Here is a 24422-nt window from a genome sequence, read left to right as displayed (position 1 = left end):
CGGGGCGGATTATCCAATAGCCTGAAAAGTCTTTCTTGCCTGCCTCTCTAATCAACTCTCAAAAAATTTAGTATAATAAAGACTTAAGCTACTCCCTGACCCCTATCTATCCCAGGGAAGGAATTATGTTATGAAAAAGATGTTATTTTCGATTAAGAGTCACGAGTCTCACTGGGTTGGTGATGGTTTTCCTGTAAGATCCATGTTCACTTACAACAACCAGGCACGCCATCTTTCACCATTTTTACTGATGGATTATGCCGGCCCTTATGAGTTTGCTCCAAGTGAGCACATCAGAGGCGTAGGTGAGCACCCACACAGAGGTTTTGAAACAGTGACGATTGTCTACTCTGGAGAAGTTGAACACAGAGATTCGTCTGGCGGCGGAGGCCTTATTGGTCCCGGAGATGTTCAATGGATGACGGCGGCGAGTGGACTTATTCACACTGAAAAACATGGAAAAGAATTCGCCAAAAAAGGCGGAATGTTTGAAATGGTTCAATTGTGGGTAAATTTACCTAAAAAAGATAAAATGACGAAGCCTCGTTACCAGGGAATTAAAGACAGCGATATTCCAAAAATTGAGTCGAGTGCTGGAAGCGTGCGCGTGATTGCCGGAGAATTTGAAGGGCACAAAGGGCCTGCGATGACTTTTACACCGATGAACCTGTGGGACATTCGCTTAAGTAAGGGGCATAGAAAAACTTTCACAGTTCCGGAAAACCATACGAGCGCTTTTTTAGTCCTGAGTGGGAAAGTTAAACTCCCAGAAGGGAAAGTGGTAGAGGCCGCTGAGATCGCAGTGCTTGAAACAGAAGGAACAACTTTTGAAATCGAAGCCACTGAGGACGCTAAGATCCTTTTCCTGGGTGGAGAAGTGATCAATGAGCCAATTGTAGGGTATGGACCTTTTGTCATGAACACGATGAACGAGATCCAGGAAGCCTTTAACGATTTTCAATCGGGGCGAATGGGACAAATCCAACCTTAACTAAACCAATATTTTTTCTATTTAAATAATCGGCCAACGGAGGAAGAATCACTCCGTTTTGAAACCAGCTGGGATGGCGAAGTTCGAGTGAGAGTTTAAACTCCGAAGGCCAGTTTTCTAAAAAACGAAAAAGAAGCATTTTATCTTTATAAGAAAACATCTCGTGAAGTTGAATAAAACAAGGTCCAAGGTTGTTTTGAATTCCGCTTAGAAATTCCCACCAGTGAGATAAGAGAGTAGTGTCTACTAAACCATTTCTAGCGTGGGAGATATCTTTGTGCAGCTTTGGAGAGAATTTAAAATCAGCAGGGACCGCTGAAAGCCACTCACTGATAGTTTTACTGTCCGGGATTCTATAATGAGTGGTATTGAGCTCAATGGAGTTAAAATTGCGAGAGTAGTAATAAAGGAATTCCTGCGGCGGTGTTTTAGGAGGATAGATTTTCCCAAGCCAATTTTTGGCCCCCCAGGCCGGGGACCCAAAATGCAGGGTAAAATCATGCCCCGGGGAAACCCTCGAAGCATTGCCCGGATCTTCAATCGGAAGCTCCCAATGGACGGAATCAATATTTTCTAGTTTCCCAAATTCCATAAAGCGATCTTAAAATGATAATTTTATTGAGTCAAAGCTTACGGTTGACCTAAAAAATTATTCTGCTAATATCTCTGGCCATGAGCATGAGACACACATCACTTTTTCAAATTTCTTCTAGAAAAACTATCACACTATAGTTAGGACTGGATTTCTTACCCCAGTCACCCCATTGATTCCCTCACATTTTTTAAGACAACTTTTTAGGAATCTTTATGAAGAAGTTCTTCTACTTGTATTTGGTTTGTGTTTCTGCACTTTCAGTTTTCGCTTATTTTTTTATGCCATGGGCGCTGGTACTTTTAATTATTTTATTACCTCTGGCCATCGTTGGACTGAGAGATTTATGGCAGAACTCTCATGCGATTAAGAAGAATTACCCAGTAGTGGGAAACTTGCGCTACCTTCTGGAAGAAATCAGGCCAGAGATTAATCAGTACTTCATTGAATCCAATACTGAAGGGAGACCTTTTAGCCGTGAGGCCAGATCGATTGTCTATCAGAGGGCAAAAAAACAAGTGGACACTATTGCTTTTGGGACTCAACAAAATTTTTATGAAGAAGGGTATGAGTTTGTGACTCATTCTCTCTATCCAACACATATTGATCCAAAAACGCTCAGGGTGCGCATTGGCAGCAAGCTTTGTACGCAACCCTATTCGGCCTCACTTTTAAATATTTCGGCCATGAGTTACGGCTCACTTTCAAAAAATGCTATTCTTTCTCTTAATGGTGGAGCACGCGATGGAGAGTTTGCCCACAATTCAGGAGAAGGAGGACTCTCTTCACACCACCTCAAAAATGGGGGAGACATTATCTGGCAGATTGGAACCGGGTATTTTGGATGCCGTGATGAAGAAGGAAAATTTGATCCGGATTATTTTAAGCTCAATGCGCTTAGACCTGAAGTGAAGATGATTGAAATTAAGCTTTCTCAAGGGGCAAAGCCGGGACACGGAGGGATTTTACCGGCAAGAAAAGTGACAGAGGAAATTTCAAAGATCAGAAATGTTCCGATGAATAAAGATGTTATTTCTCCTCCAGGACATTCAGCGTTTCACGATCCTGAATCTATGATTTGGTTTATTCAAAGACTCAGAGGACTTTCAGGAGGAAAGCCCATTGGGATAAAAATGTGCTTAGGCCATGCCCATGAGTTTGATGGACTAATCAGCACGATGAAAAAGCTTGCGCTTTACCCGGATTTTATCGTCGTGGACTGTGCCGAAGGAGGAACCGGAGCAGCTCCGCTGGAGTTTTCGAATCATATCGGGACACCTGGGAAAGACGCCCTGATTTATGTTGCTGACAAATTAAAGGAAGCAGGGCTTAGAGATGAAATCAAAATCATTGCGACAGGAAAAGTGGCCACGGCCTTTGATCTCGTCAGGCTTTTATGTCTGGGGGCCGATGCTGTTTACAGTGCCCGCTCCATGCTTTTGGCCTTGGGCTGCATTCAGGCGCTTAAATGCAACACTAATAATTGTCCGACAGGGATTGCCACTCAAAACCCAGATCTTGCTCAGGGGCTGCATGTGCCTAGTAAACGTTTGAGGGTGAAAAACTATCACCAGGAAACACTTAAGATTGTCGCTGAAATGCTTGGGGCCATGGGGCTTAAGTCTCATATGGACTTAAATCGCTCTCATCTCTACCGTAGACTGCATAATTCAGAGATCAAAAGTTACGCTGATTAATCAAAGTGATTTTTGTAATCTTCCATTCCGGCGTGAACAACTTTGAAAGCCTCTTCATGCCCATAGACCGCTTCAATTTTGGTCTTTGGAGGTTCACCTGGAATGGTTTTATAGCTTAAAAAGTAATGTCTCATGCGATCAATGATGACTTGATGTATTTCTGAAATGTCGTTAATACCTTCGTAAAAAGGGTCACCGTCAAGAACGGCGATAAGTTTGTCGTCGACCTCTCCATTATCAATGAGTTTAATCCCACCAATAATCCTGACATCCATAATGATGTCAGCGCGCTCGATAGAAAGCTCAGAAAGGACGCAGATGTCGACGGGGTCACCATCTCCATGAGTGGCGACTTTAGAAAGGGCCGTAGATTTCTCAGCAGAGTAAGTCTGAGGGACAAATCCATAAAGAACCGAGGGAAGAGAGGAGAATTTTTGTGGCCTGTCGACCTTGATATAACCCGTCTCTTTGCAGATTTCGTATTTAATAGCATCGTTGGGAACAATTTCAATATAGGCCTTCACCACTTTCGGGGCCCCTTTTCCAATCTGGATTCCATGCCACGGATGAGGACGACTAGTAAGAAAAGATTGTTTACCCATATAAAACCTCCACGAATGTCCATGTTGCCCGAGGGATTTTTGACGGTCAAGAAGAGAAAAGTAAGGGAATGTAATACCCGAGTGAAAGGTTTTGCCTCTTTCTAACTTTAAATCACATCTTTATTCGTCGCTTGTCAGAGAATGGTGAAGGTAGAAAAATCATTAAATCACTTCAAACCAAGAGAGTTTAAATATGAAAATGATTTTCCTTATGCTCGCAACTCTGACAATGACGTCTGTAAATGCAGCTCTTCCAGCTTTTAAAGTAGTTCCAAAAATCGTTGGTGGAGTTGAAGTAGATTCTAAAACTGATGCTTCTTTTATCGTAAGCATTGGCGGTGGATGTGCTGGAAGCATCATCGACGCTAAATGGATTCTGACGGCAGCTCACTGTAAGTCGCTTTTCACACGCGCAGTAACTGGTGGAAGCATTAACCTATATGCTTCAGACAGAGTAAAACTTAAGGTTCTAAAGTCATACGTTCACCCGGAATACTCATCTTCAAAGAGCTCAAACGATTTCGCTCTTCTTGAGCTTGCATCTCCAATCGATTTCGAAAACACTAAGCTTTCAAAAATCGAAATGGCAGACTCAAACCTTGAAACATCAGGTGGTTTAGAAGAAGGTCTTGTAGCGACAGTTCTTGGATGGGGTGTAACTCGTGAAAACGGAAGCCAGCCATCTGTGATGAGAATGGTAGATGTTCCACTTGTTAGCCGTGAGAGAGCAAACGCTCGTGAAGCTTATAACGGAGCTATCAATGAATCGATGATCGCTGCTGGATACGACCAAGGTGGAAAGGACTCTTGCCAAGGTGATTCTGGTGGACCGCTAATCGTAAAAGATGAAGTGTCTAAAAAACAAACTCTTATTGGAGTGGTAAGCTTTGGAGAAGGTTGTGCCAGAGCTAAGAAATACGGAATCTACTCAAACGTAGCTTACGGACAAGAGTGGATCCAAAAAGTAATCAACAAGTAATTGTTTGAAATACGGCCGGCACTTTATGTGCCGGCTTTTTTTTGTCCACGTCCGAATCCCGCCATTCAAATTCTTTTTCCTCAGATACAATCCCTCTATGAAAACAAAACTCTTTCAATGGAAATTTCACTCAGCAGTTGGTCCAATCTATCTGGTGGCTTCGGAAGACGGACTCAGGGGAGCTTTCTGGAAGAAACAAGACATTCCTTATATCAAAGATATTTCTGAACATCAGGTACTGAAAAAAACCGTCGAGGAGATGTCGGAATACCTGGTCGGGAAACGCAAAACTTTTACCATCAAGCTTGATTTGCAGGGAACGACTTTTCAAAAAAGCGTCTGGGAAGCCCTGCTTGAAATTCCTTATGGCAAAACTTGCACCTATACTGATATCGCCAAAAAAATAAAAAACATTAAGGCGGTACGGGCCGTAGGTGCGGCCAACGGAAAAAATCCTATTAGCATCATTATTCCCTGTCATAGGGTAATAGGAAGCAATGGTACACTGACTGGCTATGCTGGAGGGCTGAAGGTCAAAGAGAAACTCCTGACTTTAGAAAAAGAACTGTTATAATAGCGCTGATGATTAAAAAAATAGTTTCTCCACAATCAACTCTGTTTCCCATTATGGTTCTTCTTCTGGCAATGATTTCTATTCAGTCAGGAGCTTCACTTGCTAAGCACCTTTTCCCGGTCGCTGGAGCAATGGGGACATCGGCGTTGAGATTATTTTTTGCAGCCGTCATCCTCGGCGCGATTTGGAAACCCTGGAGATCAACATTTCAAAAAGAAGATCTGAAAGAACTTATTTTTTACGGTGGAAGCTTGGGTTTAATGAATCTTTTTTTCTACCTGGCCATTGCCCGTATCCCTCTGGGGATTGCTGTCGCGATTGAATTCACCGGCCCTTTAGCTATCACAGTTTTATCTTCTAAAAAGCTTTTAGATTATTTTTGGGTGCTGCTTGCAGCTGTTGGAGTGCTTTTAATTCTTCCGCTAGGAGATATTCAAAACGCCCTTGATGGTCTGGGGATTTTTCTGGCCTTCCTTGCGGCCTTCTTCTGGGCCCTTTACATTCATTTTGGTGTACGTGCAGGAAAAGATCATTCATCTGGCGTAGTATCGGCAGTTGGGATGATTGTGGCCGCAATTGTTGTCGTACCAGTAGGCATTGCTTCACAAGGCATGAGTTTTTTAACCTGGAGCATTCTGCCTTTTGGTATTGGCGTCGCTCTTTTTTCAAGTGCGATTCCATACTCACTGGAGATGTATTCACTTAAGCGCATTCCAAAAAAAAAGTTTGGAATTCTTTTGAGCCTTGAACCAGTGTGTGCAGCTCTTTCAGGATTATTTTTTTTACAAGAGCGCTTGTCTTTTGTGCAGTGTATGGCCATTGCTCTTATTATCTTCGCTTCAATTGGGGTATCAATTAGCTCAAGTAAAAAGATAATCACACCTCAAGAGCTCGATTCAGTCTAGAAGTTTTTTGTTTATAAAGTATACTTAGACTTAGTTATTTAGCTAAGGAGAGTGTGCATGAGTTTAAAAGGAAAATTAACGGCAGGGATGATCTTTGTCTGTTTGGGGTTAATCATTCTGGCCTTGACTGGCTATTTGAGTTTAAACAATGTTGTAAAAGAATACGAAAAACTAGTTATCCAAAGCGTTCCGAAGTTAGGGGATATTTCAGGATTACGCGCTCGTGCTGCACAGTTGCGTGCTGATTCACTTAAGCTGACCCTGTTTGCAGAAAATGCAGAAGAATCAAAAAAAGCAATTGAAGGTTTAAATAAGTCAATCACTCGTTACCGCGAGATCACTAAAGAATATAAAGAAAAAACATTCTTCTCAAAAGAAGAAGAGCAGAAATTAAGCAGTGTCGATGAAGAAGCAGTTAAAGTTCTGGCGGCGGGAGAAAAAGTACTCGCGCTTTTTAATTCAAATGAAGCTGGAAAAGTTGAAAAAATGAAAGAGGTCCTGGTAGGGATCGAGTCGACTGCATTAGACCATCAAAAAAGACTTCTGGACCTGGATGACTATATTGTTGAGTCAAGTGCTCAGTGGTCAAAAGATTCAAATGAACTGGCGATGAAATCAAAAACTCTCATGAGCGTGATTGCCGTTTTAACCATTGCTATCTCTATTGTTGGGGCGATGATCTTTTCTTTACGCCTCAGCAAAATTCTTCAGTACATTGCCGATCAGCTGAGCACTAGTTCAAATGAAGTAGGAAAAAATGCTGACCGTGTGAGTGATGCTTCAAATAGTCTTTCATCAAGTACGACGGAGCAGGCTTCAGCACTTCAGGAAACAGTGACAGCGACAACCGAGGTAGCGAGTATGATTCAGACGACGGCAGAAAACACGCAAAACAGCCTTGCTAAAGCAGAGTCTAGTAAACAATCAGCGATTAACGGGCAAAACGCAGTTAATAATATGCTCGCCTCAATTGATGCGATCTCTAAATCAAACAGAGAAATCAGTGAACAAGTTGAAAAGAGTAACAATGAAATGAGAGAGATAGTTGACTTGATTAACAACATCAACGAAAAAACAAAAGTTATTAATGAAATCGTTTTCCAGACGAAGCTTCTTTCTTTCAACGCTTCTGTAGAAGCGGCAAGAGCGGGTGAGGCCGGAAAAGGATTTGCTGTCGTTGCTGAGGAAGTGTCAAAATTAGCAGAGATGTCAGGTGGAGCGGCCGAAGAAATCAGGACTCTACTTGAGCAAAGTAATGCGCGAGTCGAGAGCATTATTAGTGCCACAAGAGAGAATGTTACAAGACTGATCACTCAAGGGGAAGATAAGGTTCTGGCAGGAGTGCGCACGGCCGATGGTTGTAAGCGCGCCTTAGATGAAATTAATAACGACATCACTGAAATGGTGTCGATGAGTAAGCAAATTACAGAGGCCACAAAAGAGCAGTCGATGGGAGTGAGTGAAATCAACTCGGCCCTGGAGTCAATTGGTCTGGCGACTAATCAGAACGCCGATGCTTCAAGACAGTGTTCACTGGCCGCAGATGAATTAAAAGTTCAGGTTTCAAACACTCATCAGGTGGTCAATTCTCTTCTTGAAGTGATCTACGGAAATTCCAAGAAGGTTGAGCAACGAGCTTAGTTTTCACAAATTTCACGGGAGCATTGCCACTTTTTAGAGGAAGCTCCCGAGGAAATTTTGTCCCTCTAAGGGCTTTAATTGCTCAAAATTATTCAAAAGCCATAAATAAATGCTTTTCTAAAATCCAGGATGATTTTAGAATTAGTGAGTCAACCTTAGAAATGTTTAAGAATCGAAGGTAAACAAGAACTTATGAAGAAAATGCTCTTACTGTTATCATTGCTTTTTGTTTCATTTAATCTCCATGCTGAACTTGCGGGAGAGTTTGAAAAAATCAGCGGACCCGATATCTGTGCCACAGGAAACCTGGGGATCAAATCTCATTTAAAAGAAAAAGAGCGTGTTCTTTTATTCGGTTCAAGTTTGAGTTTTGCACTTTCTCTTGAAGATAAAGGAGAGAGCAAGGAAGTGGTTGAAGGCGGATGCTCTTATCAAGTCAATTACGAAATCAAAGTAGACTCTTTCACGGCTAAAACGATCAGGACAAACTGTCCGGATGTCGCCGAGAATGGACTGATTAATGAAAGCCTCAATTTGAATAATAATAAACTGACTTATAATTATGAATTCGTTTCTCAGAATAAAAAGAAAACAACTTATAGTTGTCACTACAATAGAAAAAAATAGATGAAGTTTTTATTTTTTACTCTATTCATGATTTCGACATCAAGTTGGGCCAACAATCCCAACGCTTGTGATAGCTCGACAGAGCTAGGAACTAAAAGATGTATCGAAGAAGTTTTAATCACGGTTAAAGAGGCCGGGATTCCTCCAGTTGCCTGCGCTAGTACACTTGATAAAGACAATCCAGCGTGTCCACCGCTGGCAGAAGAATTCAATGACAAGTCAGCAGATTGTGACAAGTTCATCTCTACCACTGAGTCCGGAGGTTATGGGCCATGGGGCCGGGAAATCGTCAGCTATCTCGAAGCTAAAGGGGATGACTCTATTTTTTATAGCAATGACCTCAATGGGATGAGCAGTGGTATAAAGGCTTGCCCTAATTGGGAGAAGATGAATAAAGATGAAAAGCAGCACTTTTGGGTGTGGGTTATGGCATCCATTGCCCATATCGAATCGACATGTAATCCAAAGGCCAGAAATGGGCAAGCGACAAACGGTACGGCCGTAGGTCTTCTTCAGCTCGATGAAAGATCTTCGGCCAGAAAATGGCGTGGCCCAAATTGCGGTGTTAAATCTGTAAGCAATCCAAAAGAGAACTTGCGTTGTGGACTCGATATTCTGGAAGAGTTACTTAAGGGAAAACAAGGTGAATATAAAGGTAACGGTGAGATTTGGGGAAGAGGTTCGAGCTCTTACTGGCAACACTTAAAAAAGAAAGATGGTGGAGAGATTTCAGATTTGATTCAACTCAATCCATTTTGTAAAGGTTAATCAGGCCAGAGCGGCTTGTGCTTCTTCTAAAAGCGCTTCAAATTCTTCTTTATGAGCAGGAAAATGCCTGATGGCCTCAAAGACTTGCCCTTCGATGATCCCTAGTTTTCTCTTCATCTTTATTCCACGCTCGATGATTCCACGGTAAATCGAGGTGTCCATGATTTTTCTTTTTAAAAGTTTTTCACCATAGTTAATGACGGATTGATGATCATTGCTAACCAAGTGAAGTGTATTGAAGTAAATGACTTCAGCATTATCCGGCCACTGAGCTAGGTCTATTCTTTCAAAAGCTTCCAGCATAATGTCAGATTTATTCATTTCTTGAAAAGTGCGCGCGATACTTCTAAGCACTTCATACTTTCCATTCGAGTAGTGGAAAGCGCGTTTTAGAGTGTCGATGGCATTATCAGTTTCGCCGAGGCTAAAAAAGTATTTTCCTAAAACGGCAAGACCCGCGGCAAGTGCATTCTGGATATCAACACTAGGGGATTTTAGTGCATCAAAGACTCTTAAGTAATTGATGATGTCAGCATATTTTTGGTTGATGATTGAAAGCCTGACCAGCTCAGGTATTCTCTCTGGAAGAATAGGGTAGCTTTGGGCCATTTGCACATTAGATTCATAAGCTTTCTTAAAATCTTTCATCTGGTAATAGAGCGCACTCATATCTCTCAACGTTTTATAGTGTTGAGGATTATGAAAGAAGGCCTTCTCATAAGCACTGATGGCCTCATTAAACAAGCTTCTTTGTTTATAGATTTCGGCCAGGTAGTAATAGGCCTCATAAGGGTGCTGGTTAAGCGCCAGGGCCTCTTCAAAATTGGCCTGGGCAAAATCCAGGTCTTCTTTAATTAAAAGTTCCTGGGCCAAATAGAGAAGTTTTAGATAAGGGGAAGGTGCCAGCTTATACTTCATACCGGCCAGGATGGTGTTGATGATGCTTTGTCCAGTAAATGGGATGGAGATCAGACCATCCATATCATAGTCGAGTGCAATGGCCGCTTCGCTTAAAGAATTTTCTTCGGTGATAACAAAGAAGCCTGCGCTTGCACGGTTAGGCATGATTTTGATATGAGCACCAAACAATTCGATAGTGCTTCCTTGAGATAAGGTTTTATTGCCGATAATAAAATGAGGTTTTTTCTCCGCAATAATATTTCTTGCTTCGTTCAGATTGTCGGTATCGAAGATATTTGAAATCTTTGATCCTAATTGAGTCAGAGTTTTTTTGATAGATGAACGCGTACTCGACGAAGGATCGACGACCAACCAGATCTTAGTTTCGAAAAATTCCAACGTCGCCATGTTTTCTTTAGCGGTCGGATCAAAATAATTACTCATTATCTTCTCTCAAGTCATGCTGGCGCATGATGAGGTTATTAATTTCTTTCTGGGCCGCTTCGTATTGTTCAATGATTTGTTTCCACTCACGGACATCATATTGAACAAAAGTTAAAGTCGCGGCGACGATTTTTTCTTGAGCTTCAATGTCCTCAAGTTTTTCTACTTTTGCGACAACTTCAAAAAGTGATTCTTTATAGGCACCATTGGAAGGAAGCTTGTGTTTTAATTCTGATTGGCCATCTACAAAAAAAAGCGTGAGGCTATGCCCTCGTTGACAAACGTTGGCCGGAAGTTCAAGCACGATTCCGTTGTCCTTGAGTTCTTTGATTAAGAGAACTTCAGATTTCGTAAATTGTGTATGACTTGTTTCATTTCTGATCAAAACTTTATGGCCTGAGCGGTTGAACGTTTTGGTAGAAATACATTGTGAGAGTAAAGCACCCATACATTCATTATAAGTTATTAATCCAAAAGGATGAGAAAAATAATGAAAAAGATTTTTGATATTAGCTAGTAAGAAGCTCAACATTAAGAAAAAAACATTTTAAACAAAGAGAGTTTACAAGTCGCTGTGCCCATTTTTAGGATGAAGTTGAGGCCCTATCTCAAGGAGGAGAAGATGAAGACGTTACTTACATTTGCCCTGTTATTTTCTATGAATTCTCTTTATTCCAAAACAAATTTTCATAAGGCAAGACTCTTAACAAAAGTTGAAGTGAGCTCTCTGCACTCATCAGTCGATCGTGTCCTTCCAAAATTTGTTGAGTTTGAAAAAATGATTAATGGAGAGGATTCCGATAGTCTCTATTTAGTCAACGGATGCTCAAAAGATATTATTGCGTTTGTAAAATACTACAGCGTGGAAGGAGAGTGGACTGAATCAGATTTTTGGCAGCTTTCGGAAAATCAATACGCCTATATTGGCGAGACTCAAAATGAATTTTATTACCCTGGCGCACTCTCTACTGACGGCACTCTGGTCTGGGGAGACATCCCAATAGTCTTTAAAGGCTATGATGTTTTTGTCAGTGAAATGAGAATCACCAGTGATGATTGGGGAGATTGGTATCACACCTTTACTTGTGACTCACTTAAATAGCAATTGTTAACTTTCATTGGAAGAATCTCAAGGGAGCCTTTGGTTCTAAATGATAAACGATGAAGAATTAAATGCTCCTTGTTGGGCATTTAATTCTTTTGCAATATTGACCGAAATGATTTTTAAGGAGTGAAAATCATTTTATGAAAGGAAAGATCAGTGTTGCACTTTGTATGAGTTTAAAAGAAGAGGCGCGTAGGCTCGCTCTAAAACTCAATACACTTGAAGATTATGAAGTGACTGTTTACAGTTGCGATTCTTTCAATGAATTCATCGACTGCATTGCCACCAGGCATATTGACTCCTTTGTCTTTGATTATCTATGCGATAAGTTCAACGTCATTGAGATCGCCGAAAAATTAAGAAATACACAAAAATTTTGTCGCGCAACTTTTGCTTTTGTTACCCACGAAAAACATAAGGATCGTCCTTATCATCATCCGAAGGTTAAGGTTGATACGGTTATCACCAGACCTTTTTCGCGTAAGCAATTTAGTGAAAGCTTGATGAATGCCTGGGATAAGCAGATCAATGGTATTCTTCCTAAAAATTTAAGTGTGCTTATTTTAGATAACAACCCCAATGTCTTGGAAATATTGGGGATGCATATGGAGCAGTTGTCGCATAAGAATTTCGTCACTTGTTCGACCGTCGGTGAGGCCAAAGAGATCATGGAGAACCAGGATTTCGATCTGCTCCTGCTGGATTGGGACCTGGAAGATGGGACGTGTTTTGAAATTATTGATTACGCCCGCGACGTTAAACGCTCTAAGCGTCTGAAAGAATCTATTCCCATAGTCATTACCGGTCGAAGTGATGTGGAAGACATCATGACTCTGTTACAAAAAGATATTAAAGACCATATCATCAAGCCTTTTGACTACAGCGAGTTCGAAGATAAGATTGCTTATGCAATTGAGCGCAGAAGAGCACCTAAACTTTAAATCTCTTGATGGTTTTGTTTCCTATCAGCAATCAAATTGATCCAATGAAGAATATCCTTTTCTACTTCCTGATGTTCTGGCTCATGTAAAAGATCATGGGCGAGAATGGGATAAATCTTCATTTGTTTTCCCGGGATATCGGGAGTGCCTTCAAAAAATTCTCTGCTACCTTCAATGTTATTGATTTGATCTCCCGTTCCGTGAAGAACGAGGAAAGGTATTTTCGTTTTTGCCCTATTTTCCTGAACAAAGTCCATATTCTCTAAGGCCCCAACTCCTGAACGGGCAGGAATTTTAATGTCAGCAATTAAGGGATCGGTTTTCATCTTTTCGACAATCTTGGGATCGCGGGAAAATTTTTCGTTGGGCAGGTCAACGATCCCCATGTGAGGAGCAATCGCATTTGTGGCCTTAAGCGCACCGACAATAAAACTTGGAAGGTCTGGCATTTTTTTTAAGGCGGGAGCACTCAGGATGAAACCAGCGATGCCATCCAGATGGGTGACGGTATAACGAGCGGTAATGGAGCCTCCTATGCTGTGACCAAGAACGATCCATGGTTTACCATTTTCGAATTTTTTAAACGTTTTTATTGCCAGGTCTAAGTCTTTGGTGACCACATCGAAATTAGGGAAGTAAACTTTATCGCCTTCGCTTCGACCATGTCCTCTTTGGTCGTAGGCAAAAACTTGATAACCATTTTTAGAAAGCTGGTTTGCAAAATCCAGATAGCGCTCGGAGTAGTCTTTAAACCCGTGAACGATAATGACATTGCCTTTGGCCGGGTCAATCTTTGCGGCCATTTGCCACCCTCGAAGGATAAGCCCATCAGCAGTCTGGATTTCTAATTTTCTGGTGATGCGATTGCTGGGAAAGTTGGGAAGGACTTGTGCCACAGACATAAAGCTCTCCTGGTTGCAGATATATATTCCACTTTAACTTTGCTATGCAAAGAGTGAAAGATGAGATGAATCAAAAGCATAACATTTGGCTAGAGATTCTTAATAGATTCTTGGGCCAGTGAAGTTAAATAAGATGAAATAGGTGAGGTTGTCCAATAGGCAATGCAAGTATTAACGTCGGTCACTCTTCAAGATTATAAGCGCAGAAAATCATCGAATTACAGTATAAGATAAAACTATCAAATCAATAAAAACAAAATAATATTATTTTATCAAGTTCAGGAAGATACTGAGTTCAGTGAATAACCAACATTTTAAAGGAGAATATATATGAAAACTTTACAACTTATCTTTGGGGCCCTGCTTTTGAGCCTTGTTTTTGGCAGTAGTGTATTTGCTCAGGATGCGATGAGAGCAGATGAACACAGAAATCACCCGGAGTCTTTCAGAATCGGTGACTCAAATGATTTACAAGCAGATCAGCTGCGTGCAGATGAACTGAGAGTTTGTGAAAATCACAGAGAAAGAATTGAAGGAGTACAAAAAGAGCAGTTTAAAAAATTTATCCACGACAGACACTTTAACAGAGGGTCTGATTACATATAAAAAATAAGGCCGCTTATAGCGGCCTTATTTTTACTTCTTTAATTTCCCGTTCGGGTCATCTTTCCATCCCCAGTAGACTTTCACAATAATATCCTCAGGGAGAATTCCCAGGGAGTAGAGCTTCTGGCGGATGGCCACAATAGACTGCTGTTTTCCAGAAAGCACAATCTTGCTGGTCGCTGAACTTTGATAGCCACGAGCAATATCGCTGGCGATGATGTCGTATTGAGACAGAGTATAAAGGGTGCTCTCTTGCAGATTGAATCTCTCCAGGACTGGCTTTGATTCACTGAGATCAGTATTTTCAAAAAAACATCTTACGCTTAATTGTTTGAAGTTTTCTTTAATGGCATATGCTAGGCCAAAAGTCGTCTCGTCGCCAAAGAAGACGACTTCTTTTAATTCTTCGCCAAGCACCAGTGAACCGCGAGGGCCTAGAATTGTGGCCTTTGATCCGGTTTTAGCGTCTCTTGCCCAAAGAGCACCGGGACCTTTTCCGTGCATATAGACTAAGGTTTGCACCACTCCGTTTTGTCTATCCCATGAACTTGGTGTGTAGCTCCTCATGATGTCGTCACTCAATCGCACCTGGATTTTTTGTCCTGGAATCCATTCTGACTTTTTAAAGGACTTGCCTTTAATCGTCAGGAATTGAAAATGAGGCGAGAGCCTTTCATTAGAGACAACTTTACTTTCTGATAAAAAAAGTGGTCCCAAAACTTTTAGAAGAACATTTTTTATTTTGCTCATGATTTTTTTCCTTTTCCCTCTTATGAATACTGAGGGTCTTTTTTTGCAGGAAGAACAAATTCTGAATTGCGGAGGATCAGCATTGCGACGATGGTAAAAGTGACCACCGAAACAAAACTAATCACTGTCATGTTTGATACTAAATTCATTTTCATAGAAATAGCAATCAGTCCTGCGCCAACTGCATAACCTAGAGAATGGGCGATACTGGCAAAACCAATCTTTTTCCCTGTGACATTTTCAGTAGAAGAAGTGTGGCTGATCAGTGCCATGTAAACCGGCGGGATAAGTGCCAGTCCAATTGAGATAAAAGCAATACCAATCCAAATGCTTGTCAGAGTCGCGGCCATACTTAGAATAAACGATCCACCTACCAAGCTGCTTGAGCCCACGATAAGTCTGTTTTTCCAGTTGCGCTTAAAGACCCATTGGCTGGTTTGCTGAACAATAAGAGCAAATAAACTGCTGGCAAGAACGATTTTTGCCATGAGGACACTGGCCTCATCACCTTTGATACTTAAAGTTTCTTTTAAGTGGTGCCCCAATGTTGAGTGAAGGATTCCAATAAAGCTTGTAAAAATTAGAGCAAGAACAATAGGAAGCATGGCCTCTTTGATCAGTTCTTTCCATTGGAATTTTGGAGCGCTGGCCTCTGCTGCCATTGTTTGTTGCGGTCTTGGATTTTTCGATGTTAAAAGACAGCTAATGGCCAGGAAAAAAATCCATCCTGTTCCAAAGTAGATGATGTGTTCAAAGTCGACTTTTTTTACCAGGACTAAAACCGGTCCAAGCACGCGGCCGACGTTTAAACACATCGAGTTGCGAGTAAGAACTTTAAGTTTGTCTTTGGTGTCGATTAAATCTAATTGCCATGCTTGAGAGACTGGTACAACCGCAGAGGCGAGAAGACCGTAGATGATACGGCTTAAGTACACAATGGCGATTTTAAGTTGAATAGAGAAGACATCGTTAAAAACAAATAATGAACTTAGGCAAAGAAAAGAAAGACCCATTCCGATCATTCCAAAGCTAAGCACTCTTTTTCTTCCCCACGTATCACTTTTACTTGCCCAGAAAGGGCCCATGAAAGCGAAGATAAAAGAGCCTACGCTGATAGACCCGATGATCGATGCCGTAGTGACTGTGGTTTGTTCAGAAATATAGGGAATCGTCGTATAAAGAAGAATCTGGATGCAGCTAAATGTGAGTGTGTTGAGATAAGCGATCCAGAGTTGTTGGTTCGTGCTAGAGATCTTCATAGGTAGTCCCAGTTTAAAAAGGCCGGAAACTAGCGAAGAATCCGGCCTCCAATCTAATAAAAACTAATTAACGATCATAGGGCTTCGTTAACCTCAAGGGATAGGTTTTTGGCTGACTTTGCTAGGCAGCAAAACTCCCAAACTCTCTTTTGTTTAGGGTAGTTATAAAACTTTCAGAGGTAATTTATTATAGAAAGTTTGGCTTGTCAAACAAGTTTATGGTGAAGTATACACAATACATAACTTTAAATGTGGTTATCTACTATGCAGGCCAATGCTCTTTCTGAAAAACACTCAGCTCACTGCTTTTTTAACTCGCTGTTTAGAGAGTGGAGCGATTATTGCTTTGATCAAGATTCAAATTCCTTTGTGATTCCATTAAAAAACGAAGGTGTGATAATCCTTCCACTCATGACTTTCTCTGAAGTCGGACGCCATGAGTACAGTGACTCTTTCTTTTACAAAAAAGATAAACATTCTGACGTTGAGGAAGTGAGCTTTCTTGAGCTGGTGGAAGTCCTACTGGCACATTTGAGCGTTCAGTATAAAACATCTCAAGAACAAATCAGCATTTTTATGGAAAGAATCACTGACAGTGTTAACAACATTGAGTCAGCTCTTGATCTTCGTTTAAATGAACTTTTAAAACTTTACTCAAAGGGCGAAATAAACTTTAAAGAGGCCGAGCAAGGTCTGTTTATTGGACACACTTTCCACCCGCACCCAAAAAACCGCGATGGATTTAGCCGCGAAGATTTCCGCGAGTTTGCTCCGGAGAGTGCAGGGGAATTTCTTCTTCACTGGTTCTTAGTGAGACCAGAAATTCTTCATCATCATATTTCAAAAAACTTCGAAGCTAAAAATTGGTCAAGGGATATGATCCTTGCCGCTTTTAGTGAGAATGCTTTTTTAGAAAAAAAACTGGCCGAAGGTTATATTCCTTATCCTGTTCATCCTTGGCAAAAAAAGATCATTCTAAAAAACCCACTTGTCCGCGAGTATGTGGAAGAGGACTTGCTGATTGATCTTGGTGCTAGTGAAAACCAGATGGAGAAATGGTCTCCGACTTCATCTCTTCGTTCGGTGTACAATGAACACTCGCCTTATATGCTTAAGTTCTCTTTAAGTGTGAGATTAACGAACTCTGTTCGCCACCTGCTTTCACTGGAAGTTGTCAGGGGCCTTCAGGTAATGGATGTTTTCTCAACAGAGAAAGGAAAAGAGTTTTTCAATCAGTATCCAAACTTCAGCATTCTTTTTGAGCCGGCCTTTATGGCCCTGGTTGATAAAGACCAAAAGATCCTAAATGAAACGATTGTCGCTTTAAGATTAAATCCTTTTACAATCGGTCAATCTGACCAGAAGTGCGTCCTGGCCACCTTAACTCAAGATCACCCGATAAAGGGTGTGAGCTTAATTGGACTTCACTTAGATCAATTGGCACAGGAATCAGGAAAGGGAAGTGATGAACTAGCAGTAGTCTGGTTAAAAAAATACTTAGAGGTGGCCGTAAAACCTCTAATGATGGCGCAGGCCAATTTTGGGGTGCTATTAGGAGCTCACCAACAAAATATGATCCTGGATATTGAGAATCATCTACCAAAGAGAGCGTATTTCAGAGACTGTCAGGGAACAGGTTATAGCAAAGTGGGCTTTGAGCTTTTTGCTAATGACGTGGATCTGATGACGGTGGAAAACGGAAATATTCTTGATGATAAGATGGGGAACACTCTTTTTTCTTACTACCTGATGATCAACTCGACATTTAACGTAATAAGCACGCTTGCCCGCGACGCCAAAGTGGCCGAAAAAGACTTACTAAAAATTCTTCGTCAATCTCTTCTTGAATGGAGAGCAGAGGGAGTTCGCGACACAACTTGTTTTAACTATCTCTTGGATGGAGAGTTCCTTCTTCAGAAAGGAAACTTCCTGTGTTCGTTTGTAAACATGAATGAAAATACGACGGAAAACCCATTGGGAATTTACAATCAAATTAAAAATCCTCTTTGCGAGAAAAATCTATGTTAAACACATTAAAGAATGTCACTTATAAACCGCTGGCGCTTAAAGAGTCATTTACTGCATCTTTAGTCGATGGCCTTTGCACTATCAGTGCAGGTGACGATGAACTGGTGTTAATGCTTTCTCCTGGGCTTTTAAAAGTTGAGCAGGCAAGCCGCAGAGACAACGATGATCTTCTCCTCGTTGCTTTAGAGTATATTTTTGGGCACAACCCTGAGCTTAAAACACTTAAAGTTGAAAATTATGTTTCATGCGACATCGTTTTAAAATACTTTCTAAAAGATGGAGAAATCCAAGTTGAGCGCCACCAGTTCTTCCAATTAAGGGCTCTTTGGCATGCAGAACATGATTACACTCCGGCACTTGAGACATGGACGCAAACTGGAAATTACGCTCACCCGATAAGGCCAGATATTCAATCGGGAACGCTTTATAGCCGTTATGTTCCGGCCATCAAAAAGACATTAAGTTTCAGAATGATTGATCAGGTAAAAGACCTGGATACATTTCATGACTGGCACAACCAACCAAGAGTGGCAAACTTTTGGGAACTGGCATTGCCAAAAGAAGAGCTTCTTCAATATATCCAAAAAGGTTTAAAAGACCCTCACACTTTGCCAATGATCGCTGAGTGCGACGGTGTTCCTGTCGGGTACTTTGAAATGTATTGGACTCGCGAAGACCGCCTGGCCCCTTATTATGAAAGTGAAGCTTACGATCGTGGATTTCACTTTCTGATTGGAAACACTGAATTTTTAGGATTCCAAAATACTGACAGCATCTTAAAGAGCTTGAGTCATTTCTTATTTCTCGATGAAGTGAGAACAAGAAAAATTATGGCCGAGCCAAGATCTGATAACGCTAAAGTTTTAAAATATGTTGAAACGTTTACGGCCTGGAGAAAACTTTACGAATTCGATTTCCCTCATAAACGTGCGGCTTTGCTTGAATGCAGAAGAGAGGTTTTCTTCATGGGAGATTACCTGTGAGTGACTGGCTGCAAGTTAACCTAAACCTTCTGGCAAAAACTTTGGGAGAGCTCTCTTATGAGCAAATCCTGAAAGCTGAAGAAATAGAAAAAGGAAAGTACCGCGTGCGTCTGCAAAGCGGAGCGGAGTACACTTTTTCTGCCTGGATGGGGATTTGGGATCACTTGAGGGTTGATGCTCAATCGATTAAAAAAACTGGAAGCACAGATATTTCAGCGGCTGCTTTTTTTATTGATGCTCAGGCCGACCTGGAAATGGATGATATTGTTCTAGGGAATTTCCTGGAAGAAATGCACAACAGTCTTTATTCGGACATCACCCTGTTAAATAAACAAAAAAATGTCTCTGCCCAAGAGATGAGCTACTGGAGTGGAGAAAAAGTTCAGGCCTATTTAAACGGTCACCCTAAGATTCTGCTTTCAAAAGGAAGAGTCGGTTGGGGAGCAAGAGAGCTAGAAGCCTATGCTCCTGAAAGCGAAATGCCGGTAAGATTATTCTGGGTGGCGATTAAAAAAGGCGCTTTAGAATTTTCTTTTGATGACCAGTACTCGATGACTTCTCTTTTAGAAGAGTCACTTGATAAAAATGAAATGAGTCGCCTTTTTGAAGTGCTTCAGGAAAAGAAGCTCTCATTTGATGAATATATCTTTCTTCCGCTACACCCTTGGCAGTGGGATCGCTTTGTGAAAATCCAGTATATGGAATCACTGGCCAAAGGAGACATGGTGGAGCTCGGTCTTTTTGGAGACGAGTACTTACCGCAAATTTCAATCAGGACACTTTCAAATATCTCTCGCCCTGAAAAAGTGGATATAAAACTTCCACTTACAATCTTAAATACTTCAGCAATCAGAGGCATTCCTGCACGTTATATTTCAATTGGAGCAAGACTCTCGCGATCGATCTTAAGCTTATGCCAGGAAGATGATCTTCTAAGATCGCTGAAGACGGATGTGCTAGTTGAAAAAGGTGGAGCAAGTTTTGAACATAATGCTTACTCTCAAGTTAAGAACTCGCCATACCGCTACAAAGAGTACCTGGGAGCGATCTGGAGAGAGAGCACGACATCTAAGCTCGCAGAAAACGAACAAGGGATTTTGACTGGAAGTCTTTTCTTTCAGGATTTAGAAAAAAAATCGCTGATCGGGGCTTACATCGCAAAATCAAAACTGACTAAAGAAGAGTGGTTGAGAGAGTATTTTAATTTCGTCATTGTCCCTCTTTATCACCTTCAAGTGAAATACGGACTTGGTCTAGTGTCTCACGGGCAGAATATTATTCTCAAAATGAAGAACTATGTTCCTGCTGGAATCATATTAAAAGATTTCCAGGGAGACTTAAGACTTTCAAACGATTCAATTCTAAACACTCGCGCTGACTTTAAAGAGCTGGCAATGAAGCTGGATAAAATGCCAAAAGAGTACCTAATCCACGACCTTTTAACCGGTCATCTGGTGACTGTGCTGCGTTTTGTGTCTGAAGTCATGGAAGAGAGCGACGGACTTCCAGAAATCAACTTCTACCAGATCCTGGCAGAAGTTGTAGAAAATTATATTAACGAATACTCAGTACCAAAAGAGCTGAGTTTTTTAAATGAAAAGATTCACCGAGTCCTGGTGAACAAAGTGCGCTTTAAGATCGGTTACGGGGACTCAAGTGAAAGGCCTAAACCAATGGTGGGAGTTGATTTGTTAAATCCACTTTATTTGGGTTTAAAACACAAAGAGGAAATCAATGGATAAACAATTAGACCTGGCCGGCGTAGGAATCGGACCATTCAATTTAAGTCTTGCCGCTATTTTAGATAAAACAGCACTGGATTATAAATTCTTTGATCAGAAATCTTCATTTGATTGGCATTCAGAAATTCTTTTTTCTGACTCTGATATGCAAACGTCTTACTTAAAAGACCTGGTGACTCCTGTAGACCCGACAAGCCGCTATTCGTTCCTCAATTACCTGGTGGAGAATGGACTTTTTCATGTTTTTATGAATACCGGAAGAACTAATGTAACCAGAAAGGAATTTGAGCAATACTGTCAATGGACTTCGAGTAAACTGGAAAAGAGACTCCAGTTTAATTCTCCTATTATCGCAGTCGACTACGATGGAAAGAGTTTTGTGCTTCAATCAAAGAACGAAACTTATAGAGCAAAAAATCTTTGTATCGGAACAGGTCTGACTCCAAGAGTTCCAGAGTGCACAGTTGAGCATCTTTCTAAGAGTTTCTTCCACGCTAAATCACCAGAGCTTAAAAACTTAAACCTTGAAGGCAAGGATGTATTAGTTATCGGAGGAGGGCAAACGGGAGTTGAGATCTTTAGAAATGCTCTAAATAATAAATGGTCCCGACCTAAGAGCATTAAACTTGTGACAGGAAGAATGGGGCTTCTTCCTTTAGATGAATCGCCATTTACAAACGAGTATTTTTCACCTGCCTATGTCGAAAACTTCTTTGATGTCTCTCTTCATACAAAAGAAGGAATCGTGAAGGCGCAAAAATACGCCAGCGATGGAAACACTCCTCATTATCTGGAAGGATTATACCAGGAGCTTTACCAGCGCCGCTTCGTCCAAGGTGACAACCTGGATTTTGAAATTTGCCCGAGCAGACGCCTTTCAATCGTTGAAAACATGCACGGTCGCTACCGCATGGTTATGGAAAACCACTTCACGAATGGAATGGATGAGTTCTTGGCCGACATCGTGATCCTGTGCACAGGGTTTGATGTGTCGGTTCCAAAAATGATTGAACCGATGAGAACAAAAATCATGTTTGATGAAAACGGACGTTTTCAATTAAATAAAGATTTCACTGTTAAATGGGAAGGCCCAAGTGAAAATAAAATATTCGCCTTAAACTTCAGTCGTCACATGCATGGGATTTCTGAGCCGCAGACAAGTCTGATGGCCTGGAGATCAGCCGTAGTGACTAATACGATTTTAAATGAAAAATTCTACCAGATTAACAACCAGGTCAGAAATTTTATGAACTATAGATAATGAAAAGGACCTTATGAAATCAATTCTCTCTGTCTCTGCATTTCTTTCGACACTTCTTTCAACATCTCTCTATGCTCAGTCATCAATGGAGCTGGATTCAATTGTTATCCGTGGAACGAAAGAGCAAAAAAAGTACAACGAAACAACTTCTAGTATCTCGGTTATTAAAAATGACGACTTTAAGGCCGGAACAATTGATAACTCAATTAACTCGCTTAATGGTGTTTCAAACGTTCAGATCAATAAGAATGGTGAGTCTTACAGTATCCGTGGAATCAACAACACTGGTGTAACAGGTGTTCTAAAAGACAATCTGGCCTCGACCATCATTGATGATGTTTTCCAGTCAGACCTGGCGATCCGCGCAGGTGTTTTTGATCTTTGGGACTTGGATGGAATGGAAATTCATAGAGGTGGGCAGGCGACCACTCAAGGGATTAACTCCCTGGCCGGGACAATCCTAGTCAACCACAAGGAGCCTTCTTTTTTTAGAGAAGGAAAGCTTCGTTTAGGTTATGGAAGTTTTGATAGAAAAGAAGCTGCTGTTATGACGAATAATGAAATCATTCCAGGAGTTCTGACTTCGAGAATTACTTATAATAAAGACGCTTCTGACGGGTATATTAAAAACGTTATTACCAATAATGATAAATGGGGAAGAAAAAATAAAGATGCAGCTAGAGCAAGCTTCCTTTATCAAATCAGCGATAGTGATAAACTGGTTTTTGATTTAAAAATGTTTAGAAATTCAACTGGTGGAACTTATGTTCAAGGGAGTGATCCATTTAAACACGAAGTTTTTGAAGACATCGATTATAAAAACAAGGCACACAATACTCAAGGATCTGTTCGTTATTATAAAAAGTTCAACGAAGATTTCTCCAATACGTTGATCGTGGCCTTCTCTAAGTCAAAACAAGAAGTTTCTTCTGATGCAGATGGGACTAAAAATAATCTGGCAGGCCTTAGAACAGAAGATTACAAAGACCAGATGATGACTCTGGAAAATCTGCTTCAATATAAATCGGGGAAAATCAACAACACCCTTGGTTTTAACCTGCATAACTACAAACTAAATGACTATCACCACTTCAATGTTATGTTCCCGATTGGCGGCTCAAATTATGCATTGATTGATGCTATCCAGGCACAAAAGAACCTAAAAACAGTTTACAGTTTATTTGATTCTTTCACCTATGATTTTACTCAAGAGCATTCGCTTAACCTGGGGCTTCGTTTAGAATACGTTGTTAACGAATACAAAACATTCCTCTACGGAGTGAGAAACGGAAACTATGGTGGGGCCAACACCACCATTGATAATTATGTCGCAGGAATTGTAGGGGATCATGGAGACGAAATTAAAAAGTTAATGGCATTGCCTAAACTAGGTTACGTCTATCACTTAAATACTAACAACGATTTTGGTCTTTCATACTCCCAAGCTTACAGAAATGGAGGAGTCAGTGTTAACCGCCGACGTGGAACGGCGAGCAGTTACGATCCAGAACTTACACATAACTACGAGATGTCACAAAAATACAACGATAAGACTTTCAATGTTTCAACCAACATCTTTTACACGAACTGGAAAAAACAACAGGTTCAGGTAAGAGTCGTTCAGAATGATCCGTACGATTCGAGTATTAAGAATGCTTCCTCATCAGAATTATACGGAGCAGAGGTTCAAGGGGGAGTGAAAATTCTTTCCCGTCACCATTTAGGCGCAAGTGTTGGGTATGTGGCCACGAAGTTTCTAAACTTCAGATCAGGCAGTACAAATTACGCAGGTAAAGAGTTTCCGAATGCTCCAAAATACACTGGACTTATTTCATGGAAGTCAGAAGTCACTGACAATTTGAATGTTGGTGTGATAGGACGTTTATTAGGACAAAGCTGGGCCAATGCTGAAAATACAAAAAGAGCACCAAATCAGTATTACATTGACCTGAATGCAGAATACGTTTTCTCATCTTACGGGATTGAAGTTTACACAAAAAACCTGTTCGATAAGGACTATTTAATTTATGATGGAACCCCAACATCAACGGCCTTCCCTGGAACATACCACCAGGTAAGCACTCCTAGAGAGTTGGGCGTCAGGCTGACTTACAACTGGTAATGA

The 24422-nt window shown here is 41.0% G+C and carries 23 protein-coding genes; 16 read left to right on the top strand and 7 right to left on the bottom strand.

Going from position 1 to position 24422, the window contains the following annotated elements; all coding sequences use genetic code 11:
* Positions 1–130: 130 nt before the first annotated feature.
* The gene (locus ACN20O_RS02050; protein WP_491636713.1) at positions 131–991 is read left to right on the top strand and encodes a pirin family protein; all 861 of its coding nucleotides are present in this window, start codon (positions 131–133) and stop codon (positions 989–991) included.
* Here the strand turns inward: ACN20O_RS02050 and ACN20O_RS02045 are convergent.
* The gene (locus tag ACN20O_RS02045) at positions 948–1583 is read right to left on the bottom strand and encodes a DUF72 domain-containing protein (protein WP_491636711.1); all 636 of its coding nucleotides are present in this window, start codon (positions 1581–1583) and stop codon (positions 948–950) included. The genes ACN20O_RS02050 and ACN20O_RS02045 overlap by 44 nt on opposite strands.
* A 215-nt stretch (positions 1584–1798) precedes the next feature.
* Here ACN20O_RS02045 and ACN20O_RS02040 point away from each other — a divergent pair, with 215 nt between their 5' ends.
* Entirely contained in the window at positions 1799–3280 is a 1482-nt protein-coding gene (locus tag ACN20O_RS02040; RefSeq protein ID WP_491636709.1) for an FMN-binding glutamate synthase family protein, read from the top strand.
* Here the strand turns inward: ACN20O_RS02040 and ACN20O_RS02035 are convergent.
* A complete protein-coding gene (locus ACN20O_RS02035; RefSeq protein ID WP_491636707.1) occupies positions 3277–3882 on the bottom strand; it encodes an inorganic pyrophosphatase in 606 nt (201 codons plus the stop codon). The two genes, ACN20O_RS02040 and ACN20O_RS02035, sit on opposite strands and share 4 nt — an antisense overlap.
* A gap of 193 nt (positions 3883–4075) precedes the next feature.
* Between ACN20O_RS02035 and ACN20O_RS02030 the strand changes: the two genes are divergently transcribed.
* The 6 genes from ACN20O_RS02030 to ACN20O_RS02005 all read left to right on the top strand — a co-directional run bounded on the left by ACN20O_RS02030 (position 4076) and on the right by ACN20O_RS02005 (position 9376).
* Positions 4076–4861 carry a S1 family peptidase gene (locus tag ACN20O_RS02030; protein WP_491636704.1) on the top strand — a complete coding sequence of 262 codons (786 nt, stop codon included), beginning with the start codon at positions 4076–4078 and terminating at the stop codon, positions 4859–4861.
* 97 nt (positions 4862–4958) lie between these two features.
* Complete coding sequence (locus ACN20O_RS02025) at positions 4959–5435, top strand: methylated-DNA--[protein]-cysteine S-methyltransferase (RefSeq protein ID WP_491636702.1); 477 nt, start codon at positions 4959–4961, stop codon at positions 5433–5435.
* 8 nt (positions 5436–5443) lie between these two features.
* Positions 5444–6340 (top strand): EamA family transporter, encoded by an 897-nt coding sequence (locus ACN20O_RS02020; RefSeq protein ID WP_491636700.1) that lies wholly within the window; start codon positions 5444–5446, stop codon positions 6338–6340.
* Between the two features lie 57 nt (positions 6341–6397).
* Positions 6398–7981, top strand: a complete 1584-nt coding sequence (locus ACN20O_RS02015; RefSeq protein WP_491636698.1) for a HAMP domain-containing methyl-accepting chemotaxis protein — start codon at positions 6398–6400, stop codon at positions 7979–7981.
* 192 nt (positions 7982–8173) lie between these two features.
* Positions 8174–8608 (top strand): hypothetical protein, encoded by a 435-nt coding sequence (locus tag ACN20O_RS02010; RefSeq protein ID WP_491636696.1) that lies wholly within the window; start codon positions 8174–8176, stop codon positions 8606–8608.
* Positions 8609–9376, top strand: a complete 768-nt coding sequence (locus tag ACN20O_RS02005) for a transglycosylase SLT domain-containing protein (protein ID WP_491636694.1) — start codon at positions 8609–8611, stop codon at positions 9374–9376.
* Here the strand turns inward: ACN20O_RS02005 and ACN20O_RS02000 are convergent, their stop codons facing one another.
* Positions 9377–10720 carry a hypothetical protein gene (locus ACN20O_RS02000; RefSeq protein WP_491636692.1) on the bottom strand — a complete coding sequence of 448 codons (1344 nt, stop codon included), beginning with the start codon at positions 10718–10720 and terminating at the stop codon, positions 9377–9379.
* The gene (locus tag ACN20O_RS01995) at positions 10713–11168 is read right to left on the bottom strand and encodes a hypothetical protein (RefSeq protein WP_491636690.1); all 456 of its coding nucleotides are present in this window, start codon (positions 11166–11168) and stop codon (positions 10713–10715) included. The genes ACN20O_RS02000 and ACN20O_RS01995 overlap by 8 nt, the downstream gene beginning before the upstream one ends.
* A gap of 174 nt (positions 11169–11342) precedes the next feature.
* Between ACN20O_RS01995 and ACN20O_RS01990 the strand changes: the two genes are divergently transcribed.
* Together ACN20O_RS01990 and ACN20O_RS01985 are read left to right on the top strand one after the other, a co-directional pair.
* On the top strand, positions 11343–11822 hold the full coding sequence (locus tag ACN20O_RS01990) for a hypothetical protein (RefSeq protein WP_491636688.1): 480 nt from the start codon (positions 11343–11345) through the stop codon (positions 11820–11822).
* A gap of 143 nt (positions 11823–11965) precedes the next feature.
* A complete protein-coding gene (locus tag ACN20O_RS01985) occupies positions 11966–12766 on the top strand; it encodes a response regulator (RefSeq protein WP_491636686.1) in 801 nt (266 codons plus the stop codon).
* Here ACN20O_RS01985 and ACN20O_RS01980 read toward each other — a convergent pair.
* The gene (locus tag ACN20O_RS01980; RefSeq protein ID WP_491636684.1) at positions 12763–13668 is read right to left on the bottom strand and encodes an alpha/beta hydrolase; all 906 of its coding nucleotides are present in this window, start codon (positions 13666–13668) and stop codon (positions 12763–12765) included. The two genes, ACN20O_RS01985 and ACN20O_RS01980, sit on opposite strands and share 4 nt — an antisense overlap.
* A gap of 330 nt (positions 13669–13998) precedes the next feature.
* Between ACN20O_RS01980 and ACN20O_RS01975 the strand changes: the two genes are divergently transcribed.
* Positions 13999–14274, top strand: a complete 276-nt coding sequence (locus ACN20O_RS01975; RefSeq protein WP_491636682.1) for a hypothetical protein — start codon at positions 13999–14001, stop codon at positions 14272–14274.
* A 30-nt stretch (positions 14275–14304) separates the two neighbouring features.
* On the opposite strand, the gene ACN20O_RS01970 is transcribed toward ACN20O_RS01975, so the two are convergent.
* Together ACN20O_RS01970 and ACN20O_RS01965 are read right to left on the bottom strand one after the other, a co-directional pair.
* Positions 14305–15024, bottom strand: a complete 720-nt coding sequence (locus ACN20O_RS01970; protein ID WP_491636680.1) for a siderophore-interacting protein — start codon at positions 15022–15024, stop codon at positions 14305–14307.
* 20 nt (positions 15025–15044) lie between these two features.
* Positions 15045–16283: an MFS transporter gene (locus ACN20O_RS01965; RefSeq protein WP_491636678.1), complete on the bottom strand. Its 1239-nt coding sequence runs from the start codon at positions 16281–16283 to the stop codon at positions 15045–15047.
* A 249-nt stretch (positions 16284–16532) separates the two neighbouring features.
* On the opposite strand from ACN20O_RS01965, the gene ACN20O_RS01960 reads away from it, so the two are divergent.
* From ACN20O_RS01960 to ACN20O_RS01940, 5 genes are read left to right on the top strand one after another with little or no spacing between them, the layout of a single operon-like run.
* Entirely contained in the window at positions 16533–18311 is a 1779-nt protein-coding gene (locus ACN20O_RS01960) for an IucA/IucC family protein (protein WP_491636676.1), read from the top strand.
* Positions 18305–19294 carry a GNAT family N-acetyltransferase gene (locus tag ACN20O_RS01955; RefSeq protein ID WP_491636674.1) on the top strand — a complete coding sequence of 330 codons (990 nt, stop codon included), beginning with the start codon at positions 18305–18307 and terminating at the stop codon, positions 19292–19294. The genes ACN20O_RS01960 and ACN20O_RS01955 overlap by 7 nt, the downstream gene beginning before the upstream one ends.
* On the top strand, positions 19291–21036 hold the full coding sequence (locus ACN20O_RS01950; RefSeq protein WP_491636672.1) for an IucA/IucC family protein: 1746 nt from the start codon (positions 19291–19293) through the stop codon (positions 21034–21036). The genes ACN20O_RS01955 and ACN20O_RS01950 overlap by 4 nt, the downstream gene beginning before the upstream one ends.
* The gene (locus tag ACN20O_RS01945; RefSeq protein WP_491636670.1) at positions 21029–22297 is read left to right on the top strand and encodes a lysine N(6)-hydroxylase/L-ornithine N(5)-oxygenase family protein; all 1269 of its coding nucleotides are present in this window, start codon (positions 21029–21031) and stop codon (positions 22295–22297) included. Before ACN20O_RS01950 ends, ACN20O_RS01945 begins: the two co-directional genes overlap by 8 nt.
* A 13-nt stretch (positions 22298–22310) precedes the next feature.
* Entirely contained in the window at positions 22311–24419 is a 2109-nt protein-coding gene (locus tag ACN20O_RS01940; RefSeq protein ID WP_491636668.1) for a TonB-dependent receptor, read from the top strand.
* Positions 24420–24422 lie beyond the last annotated feature (3 nt).

Source organism: Bacteriovorax sp. As-1, from assembly GCF_058446905.1.
Note: the sequence above shows the minus strand (reverse complement) of the source record. Positions and strands in the feature narration are given on the sequence as shown.